The following is a 22,175-nucleotide window of genomic DNA, read 5'->3' as shown; positions in this document are numbered from 1 at the left end:
AAGACACTGAGTTTAGATTGGTCTCTATACTCGTATCTTACTGAGGGGCTCTATTTTTTTCAAACCTGATATTTAACGATCTACAGGAATGCTATCCTGCCCCTTTAGTTAAAGTACAATATTTCACAATCTTTTCTATATTTTAACATAAATATCCAGTATTTATTTAAAATGATCTTCAGCAATCTGGCCCGATTGTTTAATAAGAGCTACAGTCGATTCTTCCATTAAACTGACTGTTGTTGAAGAATTCCCACAAAAATAAGCGTTAATTCTTAAAATAAGCGTTAATCCTTCTTGGATCAACGCCCACGTTAATTTAAGTACCGAGACCAATTTTTCACAAACATCGCTGTAAATTATAAAATTCTAGTAATGCTTTCATGTAAGTACAAATCTATACACGCCTAAAAATTTTTTTAACATCTTTCCGAATAAGCATTTGTAGAAAAAAATGATAATTTATTGCGTCAGGACTGACAAAAAAGAATTTCCTCTTGTACTTAAACAATAATAAATGTTTCCATGTTTTGAAGTACGAAATCTCATTATAGTATATTTTGTATGTACGACCAAATGTGGTTCTATAAATAAAATAGTCAGAATCTTTATCTATCTGTATATTCCAGAACAAACCAGACATACTTGAAAACAATCCTAATAGAACCATTGGAGAAGATAATAATAAATTTTCAACTATTGGTTCTTTATCAAAAATTTTAGGGAAAAGAATATGTCCAAATGGTCCTATTACGGAAAATATTGTGATTGGTAACCCTAGCCACATCAAAATACTCGGAAAACTAACAACCGCATTACTATTTTTATCGAAAGAAACTGTATTCTTATCTGTTATTTCCAATTGCCGAAAAATAACAAAACGTACCACAACCCCAATTAGACCAAATATGATAATTACTTCAATTACCTCTTGAATATAATTCACACCCCTTTAAGCCACATTACGTTTTTCTCCTAGTAAAGGTAACACCTGCGATAAGGACCAATACAGCAGCTAGTGAAAAAATAATGGGTATTAAAAAAGATTGATCTTTTTCCTTACTTTGCTGATTTACATCCGTGACTGCTCTTACTTTTTGCTCAGTATTTACTATCGTTTTTTGTTCCTCTTGAAGGAACTTCTCATAAAAAGCTCTGACGCTCTCGCTCTGGTCGTCTACCTTGCCATTCATAACTTGAATCATCCCGTTTGTTCCTCCCACTGGGGTAAGAAACGTAGAATCCTTTTTTTCTAAAAATAATAGTAATTCTCCACCCTGCTTTTGGAAATCATCCACCCAGCCATTATCGTTACCATCGATTCTAGCAATAATTGTAGGCTGGATATTTTGACCTTTAATAACCTTAGAAACCTTAAAATCCAAGCCATGAAATGGGACCTTCCCCGAAACAGGATTACTGCTAAAATCATATTTTCCAAGAACTATCACTTCAGCCCGATCAACAACTTCCTGTGGATCTAACAAAACCCAACTTGTCGCAAAGGCTCGTGAACTAAATACCGGTAAACAAAGCAAAAGAACAAAAACGAAAATATAAATTCTCCCCAAACGTATCGCCCCGCTTTTTAATTTTATTTTAAATAAAGAGGGTCACTAGGTCTAGCCCTACCTTGTGTTACAAATCGTAGTCATACCGTTTTTTTAAGCGATAGTAATAAAGCCATGTTCTAATCGTGTAAGAACCAAATGATAGGATAGCAATCACCATGATTATCAAAGTTATAATCCGCATTTTATCCACTTTGTTATGAATGACCAAATCGAATCCTATGCCTAGATTTAATAGATAGGCAATAATTAACGGAAGAAAAAGACATGAATAGGCGATTGCAATCTTTCTTGCATGTTTTAATTGATTGGTTTTGTCGCTGTAGATTTGCGGCCGTTCTTCGCCCTCTGAATATTCACGGCTCCAAATGGACCATTTTTGTAATGATCCCAAGGACTTGAACACACTTTTCCAGCCCGCTTCTCTATGAATATCGAAGTAGCTTTCATCCGCAATGTTTTGGTAATCCGCACAGTAACTTACTTTCCGTGGACGTCCAATTAAAAAATGAAAGACCGTTCCTGTTTTGCTGACACGGTAGAGATAATATCCTTGTTCTTCCATTTCCTCGAGCCAGTACTCAAGCTTATCTGGGGCATACATCCAGCCAAGCTTTCTTTTCACAATCAGTTGCCCTGAACGCTTCAACTGCTTTTCTTCCGCTTTGCTAGGTTTGCCCTCAGTCTGAAATCCATTGTGCAGATCATCCCTGGCTGTCTTTTCTTTAATTAAATTTTTATTGGTCCTATGAATTTTTATCACAGAATAAAGTGCAAGGACGAAAATAGCAATTACAGCACCAAAATACAAATACGTAAAAATCCAATAGGGGCTATCTTCCACTTCTACCTGAGAATCTGAAGAAAAGAAAATCATTCCAAATATACTCAGAAAAAACATCGCCGCAATTGAAAAATAACCGACTATACCGCCGAAAATATACATGATAATTCGATTATGTTTGATAATGCCTTCTCGAACGGAGGAAGTCTTAATTTGCTCCATCGGCTTTTCATTTGATGTTACAAACCAATGCCCAGTCCGCAAAACCTTTGTCCATCCCTCGGCTAATAACCCTCTCGAAAGTGACTCCCCCTGCATTTTATCGTAGCCGATTCGGTAGGTTAACTTTTTAGGTTCGGCTTGTAGAAAGAAAAAGCACCGAGTTACTCGATTGATCTTTACTAAAAGATAACCATTTTCCGCCATAGACGAGAGCCATTTTTCCGTTTTTTGAACATCATAGCTCCAGAATGGTCTCATTACTTTTTTAATCATAAAAAATCCCCCTCAAATTTCAACGCATTCTGATGCAGCTCTTTAAGTCTATTAATTTCAGAGATGATTAATTCTTTTCCAATCTCAGTTACTTCGTAAACTGTTTTTCTTTCCTCATCGGCGAAGACAGTGATAATCCCATCCTTCTGCATTTTTGTTAATGTACCGTACACCGTACCCGATCCCAGTTGAATTCTTGAGTTAGTGATCTCCTCAACATGCTTAACAATTCCGTATCCATGGCGCGGTTCGGTTAAGGAAAGGAGGATATAGAACGCCGTTTCTGTCATCGGGACATACTTTTTCAAGACCTTTTCAATCTCCAAAATCATCACCTCACAAGTCTGATTTAATAAATTATGTCACAGATAAATATGTCACACTGCGACTATATCACAGCGTGACATATTATTCAATCCACCCTTTACTAAAATTATGAAATTTTGTTAGTAGCTTTTAATGTGGTAGACAAGTGTTTAATCAATTGCATATAACAGCAAAATTAATTGTGTTATAATTGTGAATATTGGCATTTCTGGAAATTCCTACTCGCCCAATAAGGAGGAATAAAATTTGAGATTTGATGTGATTGTGGTTGGGGCTGGGCTTGCTGGCTTAGTTGCAACAGCTGAGCTCGCAGATGCGGGAAAGAGAGTTCTCCTTTTAGACCAGGAGCCTGAAGCCTCTCTTGGCGGACAGGCCTGGTGGTCGTTCGGAGGGTTATTTCTAGTCGATTCACCCGAACAAAGAAGAATGGGAATAAAGGATTCCCATGAGCTTGCCTGGCAGGACTGGTTAGGATCGGCGGGGTTTGACAGGGAAGATGATGAGGATTATTGGGGTAAAAAGTGGGGGCAAGCATATGTTGATTTCGCTGCTGGTGAAAAACGCGAATGGTTATATAATATGGGCGTTCGTTTTTTCCCTGTGGTTGGCTGGGCGGAGCGTGGCGGCTATCTCGCTGATGGCCATGGCAACTCCGTGCCCCGATTTCACATCGTCTGGGGAACAGGTCCCGGCATTGTCAAACCATTTGAGGATCGGGTCAGGAAGGCAATGGAACAAGGTCTTGTCGACTATCGTCCAAGAAACCGTGTCAATCAATTAATCACCGAAAATGGTGCCGTTATCGGAGTCAGTGGTGATATTCTCGTTCCAAGTTCAGTCGCGCGGGGAGAAGCTAGTTCTCGCGAGAAGATTGGAGATTTCGAGTTTCATTCGCAAGCTGTGATGGTAACCAGCGGCGGCATTGGCGGCAATCACGAACTTATCAAAAAAAATTGGCCATCTCGGCTCGGTGTTGCACCCAAACATATGATATCCGGGGTGCCAGAGCATGTTGATGGAAGAATGCTGGCAATTACAGAACAAGCTGGCGGCCGAATCGTCAATCGCGATCGGATGTGGCATTATACAGAAGGCATTAAAAATTGGGGGCCGGTGTGGCCGATGCACGGTATCCGGATTCTTCCTGGACCTTCATCCATTTGGCTAGATGCAAAAGGAAAGCGTTTCCCGGCACCAAACTTCCCGGGATTTGACACGTTAGGAACCCTTGCCGCGATTCAAGCGACTGGCTACGATTATTCTTGGTTCATCTTGACACAGAAAATCATTGAAAAAGAGTTTGCCTTATCCGGTTCAGAGCAAAATCCTGATTTGACAGGCAAAAGTATTAAACAAGTACTCTCTCGCGTACTTCCTGGACCCACTGCACCTGTTAAAGCGTTCATGGATAAAGGCGAGGATTTTGTGATCGCAAACACATTGACTGAACTTGTTGCAGGAATGAACAAGCTTACTGGTGAAAACTTGCTCAACTTTGATGAGATTGAGCGTCAAATTCTTGCACGAGACCGGGAAATGGATAATAAATTCACAAAGGACCTGCAAATCACTGCCATTCGCGGCGCCCGAAAATATCTCGGTGACAAACTGATAAGAGTGGCGTCACCACACAAGATTCTCGATCCAAAGATGGGCCCTTTAATCGCTGTTCGCTTGAATATCGTTAGTCGTAAGACGCTTGGCGGACTGCAAACCGATTTATCTGGCAGAGTATTAGACCCAACTGGAAATCCTGTCCCCGGTCTATATGCTGCCGGCGAGGTTTCCGGGTTTGGCGGAGGCGGGATTCACGGCTATCGTTCACTAGAAGGAACTTTCGTGGGAGGCTGTTTGTTTACTGGAAGACAGGCGGGACGGGCACTGGCGGAGGAATTGGAGTAACACTTGAAAGTAAAATAAGCGGAAATTTTCCGGTTAAATGCAGAATGGAGCTCGTTTCTGGGTAAATAAGGGGAGATTTTCCGATTATGCCAAGCAAAATCTCCCATTTTCGAATTTTTCAAGTCAATAGGCGGAATATTTCCGTCTATTTAAGCATTTTTTATTCATAATTACTCATTAAGCGGAATTTTTCCGTCTATTTATCAAATTTGGTGGTTCTATCGGCGAATTTGAGAGTTCTATCAGCGAATTTTAAGCAGTCTATAAGCGAATCATAAAAAGCAACAATATGAGTAAAAATTAAAGAGTATGCCCCAAAAAAATCCATTTTGGGACATACTCTTATTCCGCCAATTTCCTAATTCGTAAACATAAATTCCGTCCTGCTCCCGGTCTGATCGGCAATGACTTCAAGCCGCACATCGATCCGTTCTTTTAGTTCCGGAACGTGTGAAATAATCCCTACCAAACGCCCGCTGCTTTGGATATCCATTAATGCTTCAATCGCTTGGTCTAATGATTCAGGATCCAGCGTACCGAATCCCTCATCAATAAACATCGTTTCCAAAGATACTCCGCCGGCATAATTTTGCACCACATCTGCTAGTCCCAAAGCCAGAGATAATGAAGCTTTGAAACTCTCCCCGCCCGATAACGTTTTGACATGGCGTTCCTGACCCGTATATTGGTCAAATACGAGCAATTCTAAACCGCTCTGGGCATTTCCTTTGGCACGGTCTGTTTTTCGCAGCAATTGAAAACGCCCTGAGGTCATTTTTCGTAAGCGCACATTGGCTTCTCGTAAAATATCATCTAAGAAGGCAGCAAGGACATAACGTTCAAAGGTAATCCGGAAGTTATTTTGCCCCTTAGCGATTTCGTACAGGTGACCAATTAACTTGTACCTTTCTTCGAGAACCTTCATCTGCTCATTCAAACTTTCCACACGAGTATAAATTTCTTCATTATCCCGTCTCTTAACGAATAGATCTGTGCGCTGCTGAGTTAATCCCTCGATTTCGCTAGTCAGCTTTGCAAGTTCGAGCTTTAATCCCTCGACATCGGGGGTTTTCACATCTGCTAATAGTTCTGTTAATTCCTCCAGTCGGTCCGAAACCGAACGTAATTCTTCGCGATAAGTGCGGATACCAGCTTCAAGACTGCGAATCTCGTCTTCAGTCCGTTTAGAAGCAGCATAGAGACCATATTTTTCAAAGCCCTGCTCGGACAGCTTATTTTTAAAGATTTCACGTTCTGTGTCAAGTTCCTGTTGCTTACCGGCAAAGTGCTTTTCAGCATCTACTAGTCTTGCAGTCTCATTTGAAAGTTTTTCTTTGACCGCTTGTAAATGCTGCTGGGCCACTTCAAGCTGTTTGACAAGCTGTTCATGGCGGTTTTGTGCAGTGGTTAGTGCTTTTTCGTATTCCGCTTCCGACCGCAGATTTTCAGGAATGACGTTTATCATTCTCGTCAAATTCGTTTTCTTTTCGGTGTATTGCACCGTTAGATCCGTCACATCTGCGGCTAATTGCTGAATCGCGCTTTGTAACGCAGCTTTTTCGGATTCCCTTTTTTCCAGGTCTATTTTCACTTGCCCAAGCTGGTTAATCTGCTTGGCAAGGTTCGTTTGCAATAGAATAAGCGAATTTTTTGCCGTAACAACTTCTGATTTCACATAGGTTAAATCCGTTTCATTAAAATCAGCCCGATAAGTACGAATTTCAACAAGCATTTCAGCAACGGCTTCCTGTTGCGTTCGTACGGCTGATTGACCTTGATAAAGCTTCGCCTCATCTGCAGCCTTTTCCTTTTCCCATTTGTTAAGCTGCTCCTTTGCTGCCTTCAAATCTTCTTCGTTCGGCATGCTGCCATCATGCTGTAAAGCAGGCGTTGGATGGTGCTCGGAACCGCATACTGGGCAAGCTTCCCCGTCATGAAGTCTTGAAGCTAACAATGAGGCCTGACCATGGAGCCATTTTCGCTCCATGTCCTCAACAAGTGCCTTTGCATCCATAAATCTCGCAGCCGTATTTTCATAGCGGCCGGTTATTACTTTAAGATTTTGCACGGCCGTTTGCAGTCGTCCGTGGACTTTTTCAAATTTTTCAAAGCGGTCTAGCTCCGCTTGGAGTTTTTCAACTTGCCTTTCATTTTCTAAATAGGTCAGCTGCCCCTTTTCAATCTCGGACTTTTGCTGAAGAAGGGATTTCACCATTTCTTCATTTTGTTCCACATTTCTTTCAGAAGATTGCAGCTTTTCCTTGGCCGTTTTTAAAAATGCTCCCTTCAATGCCGTCTCTTTTACTAATGCAGCGTATGAATAGACATCGTCTTTCATATTGGCCAACCGATTCGCCTCATCTAGGGCTGTCTGCCGCTCGCCTTCCCGTTCAAGCTCTTTTTGCAGCGTCTCTTCGTGCTGTGAAGCAAGCCCGTTCAAGCTTGCAATTTTCACTTGGAGCGACTTCACATTTGCCTCCATCTGGTCTGCATCGCGCTTTAAGCGATGGCAAAGTTCCTCCTGCTTAGCTAATAAAGCCGCTTTTTGCGCTCTTTGAACCTGCTTTTCTTTTTCTGCAAATAAATCTTTCTGGGATTCGAGCTGGACTTTTTTCTCCTTCAATTGCTCTTTCGTTTGCATTTGTTTCAAAATCGCTTCTGCTTCAAAAAGCTGACCCTTAAACCGGTCTTGCTCAAGAACTTTGGCTTTTAATTGGCTGTCCAGTTGTTCGAGCAATTCACCCATACCTGCTATTTCGGTTTGTAAAAGCGGCATGATGATGGTGTCATTTACGCTGCCCGCTTCAAGGTAATCATGGAGTTCTTTGTTTGTCACTGCTTGAATGCGGCGAATCGCTTCATTTCGCGCCTGCATTTGGTCCTCAACAGACCTTTTCAGCTCCGTCGCTTCCAGCTTCAGCTTTTCTTCGACCATTTTATAAAGCTGAGTATGGAACAGCCGCTGCAGGATGACTTCTTTGTCCTTGCTGTCAGAGGTTAACAGCTTGCGGAATTCCCCTTGGGGAATCATCAATATCTGCCGGAATTGGTTGGCATCTATCAGAATGATTTCCTTAATTTTTTCCTCGACATCACTGATTTTAGAAGCAATCAGTTTTTTCTCGCCATCAGGACCCCAGCTATATAATTCTGCTTTTGCTCCAAGCTGGGTATAACCTTCCCCCTTGTCCTTCTTCTTCAGCTGCTGGGGCGACCTGGTAATCGAGTACACCTTATTACGAAGTGAAAAATCAAGGGATACCTCCGTTAACAGACCCTCAGCGGCAAATTGGCTGCGGAGCTCAGGGCCATTGCGATCCTCCCCGCTCGCTTTTCCATATATCGCATAACTAATCGCATCGAATATCGTTGTTTTCCCGGAACCGGTTTTTCCGGAAATCACAAACATCGTCCGGTTGCCGAGCTCGGTAAAATCAATTGATTCACTGCCTGCATAAGGACCAAATGCCTGCATCGTCAGTTTTAACGGTTTCATCTCGCCCCATCCTCTCTTAGCACTTTTTCAATCACCCCAGCCATTGCTTCCTTTTTATCAAGCGTAAATTCGGATGTGGTCATTTCTGTGTAAAATAGTTCGAACAACTCAATCTCAGACTTCTTTTCATTACGAATAGCGTTAAAGGATTGTTTCTTCTTCAAATCGGTCAGATCAATTTTCCGGTCTAGGTGGAGGACATTCGGGTATATTTGCCGCAATTTATTAATCGGATCAATCAATGCTCCCTCATCCAACAAGGTGATTTTTAAATAATCATCAATGCGTTCTTTTTCGTAAAATTGCGGATCAAGCAATTCTGCCAAATGCCCTTCTAACTCTCGCATATCATGCTTTGGTGTGAGCGAACGGTACCGATGGGTAAAATCTCCTTTTTCATTCATTTCAATAATCGAAATCGATTTTCGTTGTTTGGCTTCGGAAAAAGAATATTTTAAGAGAGAACCAGAATATTTCACTCTATCATGATTAATAGCATCGGGACTGTGCAGGTGGCCAAGTGCGGTATAGGAAAACGGTTCAAACAATTCGGCACCCACACACCCCGACCCTCCTACGGATAAAACCCGTTCAGAATCAGAGGTTTGACCGCCTAAGACAAATGCATGTCCAACTAAAACATTCGGTTCATTCGGATTAATCGTTTCTTCCATCTTGCCAATCATTGCCTTCATCGCATCCTGATGTGAGTGAATCGATTCATCCTCAAGCAGCTGGCGGACGAGGCCTGGCTCTGCAAATGGTACTAGATAGAAATTCACGCCATTAATTTGCACCGGCTTAAAGCTGTTGGTTATTTTTCCTGATAAATAGAATTGACTATGTTTATACCACGAGCTTCCAAACGAGAGTCTTTCTGCACTATCATGATTTCCGGCGATTGCGACAATTGGCGTTTTTAACTCGACATTGATTTTAAAAAGAATTTCATCTAGTAACTCAACAGCCTCCGTTGGCGGTACGGAACGGTCGTATAGATCACCGGCAATAACCACTGCATCCGGCTTCTCTTCAGCGACGATTGCCACAAACTGCTCAAGTGCTTCCCGTTGATTCTCCGTCATATAAACACCATGGACTAATTTGCCTAAATGCCAATCAGCGGTATGGATAAATTTCATCTACTTCACCCCAGTTTTTTTCAATACTATCATTATAACAAAATACTAATATGAAAGGATTTGGAAATTGCATGGAATTTTGTTTTTTGACAACAAAAAACAGCCCGGCACAAAAGTCCGGGCTGTTGTCATTAGTTTTTTTATAATTACTTTTTAGTTACGTTAGCAGCTTGTGGTCCACGAGCTCCTTCAACTACTTCGAAAGATACTTCTTGACCTTCTTCTAAAGTTTTGAAACCTTCTGTTTGGATGGCAGAATAGTGTACGAATACATCGTTACCGTCTTCTGCTTCGATGAATCCGAAACCTTTTTCTGAGTTAAACCATTTAACTTTACCGTTTTTCATGTGAAAAAATCCTCCTATTGGCTTACACTTAAGCCATGTGTAAATTCACCAAATTACAACGTGATAGCTTTACCTTCATTTCCTTATCCAAACATTGGTTAAAACTTTGAACAAGCTAGTAAAATATAAATATATCTCGTGCAACGGCTGATTAAAATTTATCATATTTTTTGCCAAAATGTCAAGGGAGGAAAAAGTGACAAAAGCCTACAGAATTCTACATTCTCCCCCTATTTCGAGAGGGGATTACCGCCTAATCACGATTCGAGAGCAGCCTTTCAAAATACTATGTCGAATTTTGCAGAAAAATAATTGTCGATGAATTCAAAATTTACCGATAAATCGCTGTTTTTTAATTATTATTCCTTGACCTTTCCATTTTGGGAAATCGAAGTTACCGCGATATTCCGATCAACTTTTCCCAGCCGACACTTTATTCCCTTAATAATGTCCTTCACTAATAATTCTAAGCCGATATAGGTTAACGAAGGAAAATCAGCAAAAAGCTTTTTAACCTGCCATTTCAGTTCATTTTTTCCACAGATACTGTGTCGATTGATTTGTTCGATTTCATCTTTTATTTTTGCCATCTCCGTCTTTTGTTCATCATGCGGTAGAAGCGCCAGTTCATCGAGCCGCTTGAGGAATTCGACTGATTTTTCAATTTTAACAGCCACCTCATCATGAACATCCTTCGTTACGATGTTATTTTTGTATTTAAATTCATTTAATTTTAGGGCGGAATCGTAGGTGGCTCTAACAATGTCCTCTCTGGTCATTTTGTTCGTTTCATAACTGAGCATATATTTCCATGATGGCTGTTTCATTGCCGCCCGGAAATCTTCAAGCTGATAGCAGAATTTTTTATAACCAAATTTTTCCGGGTGTTCAAATGCCGGACTGCCGGGATCGAGAAATGGTGAAAGCGGTGCAACAAAATACGAAATACGCAGATCTTCACCACACTCTTTGTGAATAATTTCACAAAAATCAACATTCCGCATTGCACTGTGATAATCTTGGTTAGGTATTCCTGTCATAAAGAATAAATCAATCTTAGCACAATCATGTTTTAAGGCATATTGGAGCATTTGGATTACTTTAACATTTGTACATGGAAGCTTGCCATTATATTTACGAATATCTTCATCGGCCGATTCAAGCGTAAGCTCAATACTATATTTAGGCATGGCCTTGTTAAGGCACTTAAAAAATTCTTCATCTGCATAATTAAACAATTCGAAAACAATTTCGTTCTTCAAGTCCATCTTTTCTAAACCGGTTAAGAATTCATCCACGTACTCTTTGCCGCCCTGCCTAATATCATTTAAAAGGAAAATCGGTGCCCTGGTGAAGCGTTGAATTAATGCGATATCCTCTAACATTTTCTTCGGTGAGCGCATCACCAGTTTTTTTCGATTACAGTTTAGCTCATATGCATCTTTAGAGCCGCCGCAAATTAAACAATTATACGTACAGCCTTTAGAGGTTAAGATAGCTGTATTCGGGTATTGGAGCCACCCCTTATATGGCAATGGGTCTAACAGATTAAAATACTTGAAAACGGAGCGAATAATATAACGGTAGCCCGGTAAATTAAACTCATCCAGACTGTCAGGTACATAGGTCATCTCGTTATAATGACAGGAAGCCCCGCGTTTCCAAGTTAAATTTGGGATATCGAAAAAACTGTCATTTGTTTTATTTTCAAGCTTATTCAGCAACATTAGAATTAGCTTTTCTGTTGTATCGCCGCGGACAACAAAATCGATGCAAGGATACTCAATTAATTCCTTATGAAAATAAGTGCTGGAAAGTCCGCCAAACATAACGGGCGTATCTGGGTGATACTTCTTTATGATTTTTGCCAACTCCACGCTGCCATGGGCATGCGGGAGCCAGTGAAGATCAATGCCAAACGCCTTTGTCTTTATTTTTCTGATTTTCTTTTCAACGTCAAAATTGGGATTTAGCAGCATGCGATTAGCGATATTAATGATCTTCACTTTTAACCCAAAGCGTTCAAGATAATCTCCGATGCTTGTTAACCCGATGGGGTACATTTCAAATACAGGTGAAGACGGAACGACATCGCTAATTGGTCCTGTAAACAGCATCTCTTTGCGGAAATCATAAACCGTAGGCGGATGAAGCAAGACCAAATCATACATATTCAATCACCTTCCTAATATTTCTATATCTAGTACTACTACCTTAATACTATTCTAATTTTTAGAAAATGGCCGGACTAAATATTACAAATTAACGATAATTACCAAAATATAACAATAAACACTTTTTCACAATAAAAATAGAAAAAACCGAAGATTTTAATTCTTCGGCGCGGTCGTCAGCTCATCATCGTCTTTAAACTTATCCAATATCGTGATTGTATCCACGAGATGATTGTTAAAAATTTGCCTTGCTACGGCTAATAATTCAATAATCATCGGGTCTTTCAATGTGTAGATGACTTTATTTCCTTCTTTCGTTCCTGCGACAATATTCTTCGCTCTTAATATCGTCAGCTGCTGGGAAACAGCCGAGCCTTCACTGCCAACAAGGGTTTGAATTTCATTTACATTCTTATCCCCTTCTGCTAGCAGCTCTAAAATTCTAATCCTTAATGGATGTGCTAATGCTTTAAAAAAATCTGCTTTAAATTGCTGCATTTCCAAATTCAATTCATCATCACCCTAACTTTTAACTAGAATGTAGCTGTAAGCTTTTTCCTGCTTCCTTCTACAGCCTCCGCATCTGCTAGTTTTTTGCATTCTCTGAAAGCAAAATGTTTGCAGCCGAGGCACTTATTTTTATTGATTTGCGATAGTGCATATTGGATGGCCTCTCCGGTGTGTTCAAAGAAATGTTCCTTGCCAATCGCTTCGTATAGGCCTGTTTTTTGCAAAACGCTTTCCGGCTGTGGATTTAAACCCGATACCAATACTATACCATTTTTCGAAAAATGGTGAACAATCCGCGCTAAATTCGCTTCCCCGGTTGTATCAATAAACGGAACTCTCCCCATTCTTAGCAACAGAACTTTTGGACGATAATTGATCGTTTTCATAATGGTTTCCTCAAACGTTAGCGCTGCTCCAAAAAATAGCGGTCCTTCCACATTAAAGATACTGATTTGTGGACAGTCATGTGTATCAGTAACCATGCCTGTCTCCACCTTCTCATGTTTCGTATCAGGGTTGGGCAATGCCTTTTTTGTAACCATCACATCACTCATCCGTTTGGCAAACAGAATCGCAGACATGATAAGACCGACTTGGACGGCCATCGTCAAATTGACAAAAACGGTTAATAAAAACGTAACGACAAGCACAAGTGAGTCGGTTGATTTTGTTTTTAAAATATGGGCAAATACTTTTCGCTCACTCATGTTCCAGGCAACTACCATGAGGATGGGTGCCATGCTTGCTAATGGAATATAGGAAGCATAGGGTGCAAAAAACAATAAGACGAGTAATACCACTACCCCATGGATGATTCCCGAAAAAGGTGAAACGGCTCCATTCTTAATATTAGTTGCTGTCCGGGCAATCGCACCGGTCGCAGGAATTCCGCCAAATAAGGGCGTAATCATGTTGGCAATCCCCTGACCGACTAATTCCTTGTTGCTGTTATGCTTACTATTCGTCATCCCATCTGCCACAACTGCCGAAAGGAGCGATTCAATGCCGCCAAGCATGGCAATAATGAAGGCAGGCTTGATTAGTTTAATAATTATCTCCATATTTATGTTCGGGATATGGATTTGCGGTAAGGTACTTGGGATTGCACCATATGCAGATCCAATTGTGGCCACCTGTGTTGGAAAAAACATGGTTGCAACTAGGGTAGAAACAATTAAACCAATAAGCGGTCCCGGAACCTTCGGCGCAATTTTCGGTGTTAGGATCACGGTACCTAAACAAATTGCTGCTGTTAACACACTAAAAATGCTGGTTGTGTTGAGGTGGATAAAAATCTCCTGAATGTTTCTAATAAATTCCTCATGCTTCTTCATTCCCTCTAACCCTAGGAAACTAGCTAACTGACCGGTAAAAATCGTGACGGCTATTCCGGTAGTAAATCCAATTGTAACAGGTCTGGGAATATATTTAATCAAGGAACCTAGTTTAAATATCCCCATTAACAGGAGAATAATCCCCGCCATAAACCCGGCAATGAGTAAATTTTCATAACCGTAGGTCATGACAATCCCGAACAGAATCGGAATGAATGCCCCGGTCGGCCCGCCAATTTGATACTTTGAGCCGCCAAATAACGAGATGAGAATCCCGGCAACAATGGTCGTATAGATTCCATACTCTGGCTTTACCCCTGAAGCAATCGCGAATGCCATTCCAAGAGGAATCGCGATGACCCCAACAATCACCCCTGCAAGGAGATCCTTTGGCAGGCTACTTAAGGAATAGTGATGGAACCTTTTGTCAGAAAACATATTCACCCTTCTTATCTTTTTATTATTGTATATCTGATTATTTGAATATACGATAATAATAAATAATAGGCAAGTGTTTTCTTCAATAATAATTCTCTTGTATTTTATATTGACATCGTGTTATAATAACCAAGCGATGAGCTGAGTTGTGTAAGTCGAGAAACATTCCTTAATGGAGCGCACTATGTGGAGTGTGGTTTTTCGCCTCAATACGCAAAAGACGTCTGTTAATTCAGACGTCTTTTTTTATTTATTGGCTCTGTTATAACTGAATGTTGATTTCACAGTGTTTGAAAAATAAACGGGAAAATTCCGGTTAAATTAGGAAACACCCCTATATCCTTAAAAATAAAGGGAGTTTTTCCGTTTATCTTATCCAAATCGTTGGATTTTGCCTTATTTAGAGCAGTTAATCGGAATATCTCCGCTTATATCTGCTACTTAAGCTTCCTCTATAGTCAATAGCCGGAAATTCTCCGCCTATGAATTCTCATACCTACACGAAAATCAACCATGGATAATAACAGAGCCTATTTATATACAAAAAAAACCGAGCATCAAACTGAGCTCGATCTAAAGCTTCTGAACAAATTCAAATAATCCGCGTCTAGCTGTGGAGCGGGCTTCAGTCCGTGCACCCCTTCTCTGCTTTTGTTTCTTTTTGACAACCTGGAAACCATTTAAGTTTTCTTCCAATTCCTTCTTAATTAAATTGATGATCACGATCACCAAAAAGTATCCGATTACCGGACTCAAGATAGCCCATGGAGCAAGCATAAAATCGCTAAAATTTTGACCAATTAAACCGGCCCATTCATTGGATAAGGATGCCGGCTTTTCCGGATCATCATAGCCAAATATCCCGGCCCTGTTCCTTCCTCCAAGAAACATGCCAAAAAGCCCAAGCTGCATCGTAATATGGAGTGTGCTAATAATCTGCTGAACGGTAAATAAAATACCGTAAGAGCCAATATAGGGCCGCAAATGTTTCCTAACAATATGCAGTTTGCTTGCCCCCATTAAGTATGAACTTTGCACAAATGACGTTTTTACTAATTCGTCCGTTACATCTGAGGCGAACAGGGTAACCGAAGGAAAACCAATAAAAACGAGAATGATAATTTGATAGGTGACAATGGTGGAAATGGGAACATCCGAAAACCCTCCGACAATCGGGAACATTAACATAATTCCAAGAAGAATCGACGGTATATAGCGAAAAGTTATAAAAAAGTCCTTAAAGTAACTTTTTAAAAACGGAGCCCAGAGGGACAGAAATATACCGAAGAGCCCACCTAGAAACACTCTTAATACAGCGATTCCAAAAGCCGTTATTAATGTAAATTTTGCACCATAAAGTAATAGCCAGTGCATATCCTCACCATTTCGATTAGTTCCCAGTAAATGATTTTCTGAAGGAGGAAACGGTGCCCGGCCAATTATAGCGCCTTGATCATCTTTCACGAGAACCTGATGATTAAAATCTTTTGGTCCATAATAAGGATATAATATACTTAGTAATAGTAGGAGAAGAAGTAAGGTTGAACCAATAATTGTCTTTTTATAGTTTCTCATATACTTACTGCCTCTTTCCCTTTGATAAACTTAGAAATAATCCATGCTAATGCTTCCATAGCCAACAGCGGAATGGATAACATCAGTAAACAAGCAACGAGTGAAGCGAAATCTCCGCCCATAATGAGGATCTTTTGAAATTGCTGTGTAAAGCCATTAATGTTCAACAAGAATTCAACAAGATAAATATTGGATAGTAATACCCAAACAATGGTTCTTAGCTGCAATAGTAAAAGCGGAAAAATGTTTCTCATAATATGTACAAGTAATATTCTTAAACGGCCAATTCCTTTTGCTTTCGCGTAGAGTACATATTGCTGATTTTGTTCTTCGTTTATGACTTTAACAAGGAACTGTAGTAATAAGAACAGCGGGAGAAATGAAACGGTCATGATTGGAACAAAATAGGGTTTGTTACCAAATACCCCATAAAGCTGCAAAAACTTTAATCCCGTTGTTTTATAAAGGGTAATAACAAAAAACATAAACAAAAAAATCACTAGTAAATCCGGCACTGCCTCGAAAAAATTAATGCCGGTTTTTAAGCGATTGCTTACTTTTTCCGGTGTGAGCATAATCAAAATAGAGATGACTATGGCTAGGAAAATGATTACAGCAAGGCTCCCGAATAAGATCGTCATCGTGTACTGATAACTAGTAGCTATGTCTAATTTATTAAAAAGCGCTAGGTAGCTGCTATCATTCATTTGCGTTAAAGATTGAAAATTTAACGTAAGACCGTCCCAATAGTTCGTAAAATCGAAAAGTACTGAATCATTGGCGCTCGCATAAACTAATGGCAACGTAAAAATAAATAGAAAACCAAAAACAATCAAAATTATTCTAATAAGCAAGCGTAGTAAACGTTTCATCTCATCCCCCACATTTTTTATTAAAGAAAACTCGCCGATTGGCTAGCCCGTTAGGGCAAAGACAGAGGCGTAGTTGCACTTATGCCTGAAAGGAAAGTATACCTTTCCTTTCGACCGAAAAAAATTCAGTCCACTCCCTTTTTACCATTTAATTATTATTTTTGCAATATTGCTAATTTATTTAGAAGTAAAAAATCGAAACATCGTTTCACAAAATGGAAAAAGCATGCAAATTACCTGCATGCTTTTTCTTTCCTAATTTAGTTGGAGATGCTGTAATTTTACCGTTACTTGTGTTCGTTTTAGATTATACGATTGCCAAGCATGGCTCTCTGATTGGGCTTCCTCCTGCCGCTCAAGCAAAATCGTTTGTAACTCTGGGATATTCCTATCCCTTTCATACAATTCAATTAATCCAAGTACACCTGTTGACGACAATTGGTTCAGATAGTGAACATCAATTTTTCCGCTGACCTCATAACGATTGATATTTTCTTTGACCACAATTTTGTCCAAATCAATGACCGTTATCGTTGTAAAATATAGTAATGAAGAAATGAAATAGAAATGCAGTAATGACAGCTTCTCAATCCAAATTTTCACCAATGTATACGTAAAGATGACCGCTAGAAAAATCATAAAGGAATGGACGAGCACTCTGATGAAAGAATAGCCATACGCATCCTCATACAAACTTAACCGTAAAAAGGCAGAGCTTAACATCACCGCACTTGCCAGAACGAGTACCGTAAGCATGACTTGTGTCAATCGTTTCATGATGCCAGTTGTACGATTTACAAACGTTAATACAGCAACGGTTATCGACAAATTAATGAGTGTGACAAATAAAAGTTCAAAGAATCCTTTGCGCGCGTATTCTGCATAAGTAAAGTCTCCTTGCAAGGTCCCGCTGAAGAAATACTTAAACTGGACAAGTGTAAATAACACATAAACTGCATTGATTAAAATTAACACGGTTATTGTGATAATAGCATCGAGCTGGACCACTTGATGATCTGTTTGCTGCTTCATGACCTTTATTTGTTTTTTGATTAGCACCTGCATGAAGCCAAAGAAGGCTGCAGTACAGAAGAGGATAATGATAAACCGGATAATCCCTTCCGCATCAAAAATACGGAACCAATCTGGGATATTGCCAATCATTCGTTCAAACTGTGTATCTGCCGACATCAGCAATCTTAAGACGATTAACAACACGGGAACGGAAATCAATACACCAATCATTACTTTTTTCCAGATGATTAATTTATCCTCAGCCACCCCTTGCTTCAAACTTTTTCCAAACAGTCCGGTAAATGCGGCATTATATTTAATAGCGTCTAAAAGCCTGGTAAAAAAATAGCTGACAAATGCTGACTGGTTCCATTTAAAGTTTTTCGGACTCGTGACTAAGACGAGATGAAATAGAACTAAGCTAGGAATCACCAAAATATTAAGGGCGTAAAAAAACAGATTGTCATTCAAGAAATAGCTTGCCGAGAGCAGCCAAATACAGCAAAGAACCAAGTACCCGATTCGCTGATGGGAAAAGGGAAAGCGCCGATAGCGCCACATAAATACTGAGTAGAAAGCTAAAATAAACACGAAATAGGAGATCCCAATTTTATCACGAAAAAATGATTCCTCCGCTAAAATACCCAGCAACAGGCACAAAACTAAAAAGAGCCAATCTGATTTCCCAATTTTCATTTCCATATTCATCCCTCTTTTAATGTAGAATTTCTATATATATAGTTTTACTAGGTAGATTAGCAAAAAAAACTGCCTATATCGAAGCTTTCCGCCCCCAGCGGTAGCCAATCCAGGTTACTGGGTAAAGGATACCCGTAAAAATGATACAAGCAATGATAAACGTTTTGGTTAATAACGGAGCGAACCATGAATGAGGTATAATTTGAAAAACGGTTAGGATCATTAACACCACATTCGGGATAAGCGCAAGTAAAAATGTCTTTCTAAGCAGCCTTCTCCCGCTGTGTCCAAACCCTTTGCCGATTTCGTATCCAAGTAGTGCCCAAAAGAATAAATACAAAAGGGCAATTAAGGTGGGAATCGCTGTTAACCTGTTCCAAATGGCTGACAGCCACTCCCATTGATAAAGATTATGAGCGAGTGTTAATAAACTGCCTCCTCCAAAAAGGAGGATATTAAGCAGAATAAACAGCCACTTCATGTTGCTCGGTGTAGCAGTCAGCTCTTCTTTCCACATAGCGGTAATTTCTTCAGGGCTTCCAAGTCTTGTGAAGATTCTGTCTGTAACCTCCGCTTCGTTCGTACAATCATAGGATTCAATGATAATTTCGTCGATATGCGACTCATACTCAAGAAGGATACTTTTTTTATCGGGATGACTCCCAAGCCCGTTTGCCAATTCTTCCAAAAACCTATTCTTCGGCCGTTCCATGCTTTGATCTCCCTATCACCTTGTTCATCACTTGAACAAAGTCCCGCCATTCACGTGTTTTTTCATCTAATAATTCTTTCCCTGCCAGGGTAATCCGGTAATATTTGCGCGCCGGACCTTTCTCCTGCTCCTGCCAGTAACATTCGATGTACTCTTGCTTTTCGAGTTTATGGAGTGCAGGATACAATGTCCCCTCTTTCACGCTCAAGCCATTGTCACTGCGCTGCTCTAATTCTTTGACTAATTCATAACCATACATATCCCGCTCATTTAATAATTGCAGCAGGATTAATGATGTACTTCCTTTTACCAATTCACGATTAAACATTTTCTCACCTACCTAGGAATATTAGGTACATAGAAATTCTACATCGCCATTTTTAATTTGTAAAGCCTTTTGAAAAAAATAGTGACGATTTTGTAATCGCCACTGCTGTTCACATACTATTTCATTTTTAAATTGTCTTTCTGACGCTCAATGTATTGATCCCGTTCGCCGCCGTCAGATAATTCCTCCGAAAACTCATGTTTTGCCTCATCGCCGACAAGTTCTCCTGTCTTAATAGTCTTCGGGGCTAAATTATTATTTGGTGCAGCCTGTCCATTCCATTTACCCATCAATATCACCTCTTTTGGTATTAGTATTTTGGGTTTTCTAAGACATTATCCATCAGAAAAAATTCTGATTATTCTCACAAATTTGGCGATTTTTTCATAAAATATATTATTATCAAATAGTAATTGAATGAAAAAGTGGAATTGTTTATTCCATTAATATTCCAAAATGAAATTAGAAACAAACAAGTATAATAATTCCATTTTATTATCATACTAAGAAAAAACGATGAGGTGAAGAAAATGGGACTACTCAACTCATTTAATCAGTGGAAAGAAACAAGGTATCAAAATCATGTCTCGACAATGAAAGACCAAGGCAAATGTCCTGATTGTCAAGGTCGGGGCTATACCGTGTACCCATATAATGAATTTGCTTACTTTAATTCGTTCGAATGTCCGGGTTGTCAAGGCAGCGGCCATTACACGGATTGGGAGGAAATGCAATAAAAATAAAAAGGACATGTATCATTTTATTATGACACATGTCCTTTTTTATCTACCTAATTTTAACCACGCTTCTTAATTTCGCTCTGATATGCTTTTGATGTTCTTACCTCGACGGTAAGTGATCCTTTTTTTACAATTGCTTTTACGAGAATCGGAACACCTGATGTATTTTTAAATCTAAAATCGGGACCCCCATAAGAGACCGTTGCGTCTCTTCCCGTAGGAACATAGCCTACATGGAGCGAGTGGTTATGTTTTTCAATATAACCAACTGCTAATTGATCAATCGAATTATACAAGGTAGACGAGGTCTGGCAAATTCCGCCTCCAATCCCCTCTACTAATTTTCCCTCAACGGCTTCCGGTGCTGGTTGATACCCGTGTTCTGCATCACTCGGTCCTACCGTTGTATTAAACGAGAAAGAGTCCTGAATGCCGAGGATTACATTATTAATGGCCTCTGCTGATAAGGCAATATTTTTAGTTCTTCCGGCTACACTGCTATTAAAATAGGTGGTAAAGGAAGCAACAACAACCTCTCCCAAACTGGCTGCCTCCTCAGGGTTATATCCACTTGCTGTAACATAAAGTGGAATTTCTACATTTCCGCCCTTTTCGGAAGCTTGAAGCACGTTTTCAATTAACTCGGCTTCGTCAAGAATGGTTTGCGGAGTCCCTTTTACAACTTGACCATTTGCATCGAGCTTATCAAGAATCATCCTCTTGTCATATCCGGGTGATTCTTTTGTCCCTCTAGCAAGTTCCTTTGCCCAATTGCCGATTTCGGTTTTATACTTTTCAGCATCGATGCCATATCCAAAGTCTTTCGGTGTAAAAGTTTTCATAACATCTTTCGTATTTGGATCGATAATATTGACAATAACCGGCTTCTCTTCCTCTTTTTTCTTCGCTCTTTCCTTCTTTTCTGCCTTCTTCGGGTGCAATTCCGATGCTTTTACTTGCTGTTCTTTCGTCGTCTGTTCAGAACAGCCCGCTAAACCTATTAAACTACCTACCAACAATAATGAAATTGCCCAAGTAAACTTTGCCATTTTCCCCCAACTATTCCCCTTTTACTGAAAACCGTATTTTTCCTTTTATTCTTTAGACGTCTTCGCATGGACTTTCGTTTCATTGATTAACCTATCTATTCCATTTTAATTTACATTTTCCTGCTAAGAATTTCAAACCAGTTCTTTTGGTTTATTTTTTCACCTTATCAAAATAAAAAATTGTTTAACTGATAAAATTAACTGGAATTTAAACTACACCAAACGGTGAATAAATAGGTTAATTACGTACATAGTATAGGTATATTTGTTAATTTTTTGGGGGTGTCCAAAATTGTCTGTTTTTGTATACCAGACGTTTGTGATTAAGCAGGATAAATTTAAAGAAGGAATTGAAAATTTAAAAGAGCTTAAAAAATTCAGAAATGAAAATTATGACCATAAGGTTGAGGTATTGACACCCGTTTCCGGGAATGATCATTCATATGCCCTACTTTCAACCTACGAAGGCTTAGCTGAAATGGAATTACAAAACAGAAAAATGTTTGAAGATGAAGAATATATTAAGCTCATTGGTCCATTTTTCCTTGAAAATATTGCTGAAGGAAGTATGAATACTCAAATTTTCCGCTCACTAAAAGAAGGGAAAAGCGAATAGCCCAATAAAACAGTTTAAATAGTCCTGATATGGGACTATTTTTTTGTAAT

General features: G+C 39.6%; 20 protein-coding genes. 3 read left to right on the top strand and 17 right to left on the bottom strand.

Annotation, left to right across the window (positions count from 1 at the left end):
• Positions 1-397: 397 nt before the first annotated feature.
• The 4 genes from ACFVSW_RS23880 to ACFVSW_RS23865 form a co-directional block, all read right to left on the bottom strand.
• A complete protein-coding gene (locus ACFVSW_RS23880; protein WP_387319116.1) occupies positions 398-946 on the bottom strand; it encodes a hypothetical protein in 549 nt (182 codons plus the stop codon).
• Positions 947-962: 16 nt separating this feature from the next.
• Complete coding sequence (locus ACFVSW_RS23875; protein WP_387319115.1) at positions 963-1,571, bottom strand: hypothetical protein; 609 nt, start codon at positions 1,569-1,571, stop codon at positions 963-965.
• A gap of 67 nt (positions 1,572-1,638) precedes the next feature.
• Positions 1,639-2,850 (bottom strand): DUF2812 domain-containing protein, encoded by a 1,212-nt coding sequence (locus tag ACFVSW_RS23870; protein WP_387319113.1) that lies wholly within the window; start codon positions 2,848-2,850, stop codon positions 1,639-1,641.
• Positions 2,847-3,182, bottom strand: coding sequence for a PadR family transcriptional regulator (locus ACFVSW_RS23865; protein WP_387319112.1), 336 nt, complete (start codon positions 3,180-3,182; stop codon positions 2,847-2,849). Before ACFVSW_RS23865 ends, ACFVSW_RS23870 begins: the two co-directional genes overlap by 4 nt.
• A gap of 241 nt (positions 3,183-3,423) precedes the next feature.
• Here ACFVSW_RS23865 and ACFVSW_RS23860 point away from each other — a divergent pair, with 241 nt between their 5' ends.
• Positions 3,424-5,079 (top strand): FAD-binding dehydrogenase, encoded by a 1,656-nt coding sequence (locus ACFVSW_RS23860; RefSeq protein ID WP_387319111.1) that lies wholly within the window; start codon positions 3,424-3,426, stop codon positions 5,077-5,079.
• Between the two features lie 358 nt (positions 5,080-5,437).
• On the opposite strand, the gene ACFVSW_RS23855 is transcribed toward ACFVSW_RS23860, so the two are convergent.
• From ACFVSW_RS23855 to ACFVSW_RS23800, 12 genes are all read right to left on the bottom strand, one after another.
• Complete coding sequence (locus ACFVSW_RS23855) at positions 5,438-8,575, bottom strand: AAA family ATPase (protein ID WP_387319109.1); 3,138 nt, start codon at positions 8,573-8,575, stop codon at positions 5,438-5,440.
• Positions 8,572-9,717 carry an exonuclease SbcCD subunit D gene (locus ACFVSW_RS23850; protein WP_387319108.1) on the bottom strand — a complete coding sequence of 382 codons (1,146 nt, stop codon included), beginning with the start codon at positions 9,715-9,717 and terminating at the stop codon, positions 8,572-8,574. Before ACFVSW_RS23850 ends, ACFVSW_RS23855 begins: the two co-directional genes overlap by 4 nt.
• Before the next feature lie 146 nt (positions 9,718-9,863).
• On the bottom strand, positions 9,864-10,064 hold the full coding sequence (locus ACFVSW_RS23845) for a cold-shock protein (RefSeq protein WP_007083969.1): 201 nt from the start codon (positions 10,062-10,064) through the stop codon (positions 9,864-9,866).
• Positions 10,065-10,423: 359 nt separating this feature from the next.
• Entirely contained in the window at positions 10,424-12,235 is a 1,812-nt protein-coding gene (locus ACFVSW_RS23840) for a TIGR04190 family B12-binding domain/radical SAM domain protein (protein WP_387319107.1), read from the bottom strand.
• A 159-nt stretch (positions 12,236-12,394) separates the two neighbouring features.
• On the bottom strand, positions 12,395-12,748 hold the full coding sequence (locus ACFVSW_RS23835) for an ArsR/SmtB family transcription factor (RefSeq protein WP_387319106.1): 354 nt from the start codon (positions 12,746-12,748) through the stop codon (positions 12,395-12,397).
• A 23-nt stretch (positions 12,749-12,771) separates the two neighbouring features.
• Entirely contained in the window at positions 12,772-14,520 is a 1,749-nt protein-coding gene (locus tag ACFVSW_RS23830; protein WP_387319105.1) for a SulP family inorganic anion transporter, read from the bottom strand.
• Positions 14,521-15,093: 573 nt separating this feature from the next.
• Positions 15,094-16,095 (bottom strand): ABC transporter permease subunit, encoded by a 1,002-nt coding sequence (locus ACFVSW_RS23825; protein WP_387319104.1) that lies wholly within the window; start codon positions 16,093-16,095, stop codon positions 15,094-15,096.
• Complete coding sequence (locus ACFVSW_RS23820; RefSeq protein ID WP_387319103.1) at positions 16,092-16,967, bottom strand: ABC transporter permease subunit; 876 nt, start codon at positions 16,965-16,967, stop codon at positions 16,092-16,094. Before ACFVSW_RS23820 ends, ACFVSW_RS23825 begins: the two co-directional genes overlap by 4 nt.
• Before the next feature lie 255 nt (positions 16,968-17,222).
• Entirely contained in the window at positions 17,223-18,683 is a 1,461-nt protein-coding gene (locus tag ACFVSW_RS23815) for a DUF4153 domain-containing protein (protein ID WP_387319102.1), read from the bottom strand.
• A 70-nt stretch (positions 18,684-18,753) separates the two neighbouring features.
• Complete coding sequence (locus ACFVSW_RS23810; RefSeq protein WP_387319101.1) at positions 18,754-19,392, bottom strand: HAAS signaling domain-containing protein; 639 nt, start codon at positions 19,390-19,392, stop codon at positions 18,754-18,756.
• Positions 19,373-19,720, bottom strand: coding sequence for a PadR family transcriptional regulator (locus ACFVSW_RS23805; RefSeq protein ID WP_387319100.1), 348 nt, complete (start codon positions 19,718-19,720; stop codon positions 19,373-19,375). Before ACFVSW_RS23805 ends, ACFVSW_RS23810 begins: the two co-directional genes overlap by 20 nt.
• A 116-nt stretch (positions 19,721-19,836) precedes the next feature.
• Positions 19,837-20,010 (bottom strand): hypothetical protein, encoded by a 174-nt coding sequence (locus ACFVSW_RS23800; RefSeq protein WP_387319099.1) that lies wholly within the window; start codon positions 20,008-20,010, stop codon positions 19,837-19,839.
• A gap of 240 nt (positions 20,011-20,250) precedes the next feature.
• On the opposite strand from ACFVSW_RS23800, the gene ACFVSW_RS23795 reads away from it, so the two are divergent.
• On the top strand, positions 20,251-20,457 hold the full coding sequence (locus ACFVSW_RS23795; RefSeq protein ID WP_387319098.1) for a methionine aminopeptidase: 207 nt from the start codon (positions 20,251-20,253) through the stop codon (positions 20,455-20,457).
• Between the two features lie 59 nt (positions 20,458-20,516).
• Here the strand turns inward: ACFVSW_RS23795 and ACFVSW_RS23790 are convergent, their stop codons facing one another.
• A complete protein-coding gene (locus tag ACFVSW_RS23790; RefSeq protein ID WP_387319097.1) occupies positions 20,517-21,509 on the bottom strand; it encodes a VanW family protein in 993 nt (330 codons plus the stop codon).
• 292 nt (positions 21,510-21,801) lie between these two features.
• On the opposite strand from ACFVSW_RS23790, the gene ACFVSW_RS23785 reads away from it, so the two are divergent.
• Positions 21,802-22,125: a hypothetical protein gene (locus tag ACFVSW_RS23785; RefSeq protein ID WP_387319096.1), complete on the top strand. Its 324-nt coding sequence runs from the start codon at positions 21,802-21,804 to the stop codon at positions 22,123-22,125.
• The last annotated feature ends 50 nt before the right edge of the window (positions 22,126-22,175 follow it).

Source organism: Neobacillus sp. NPDC058068, assembly GCF_042885335.1.
GTDB lineage: Bacteria > Bacillota > Bacilli > Bacillales > Cytobacillaceae > Neobacillus.
Note: the sequence above shows the minus strand (reverse complement) of the source record. Positions and strands in the feature narration are given on the sequence as shown.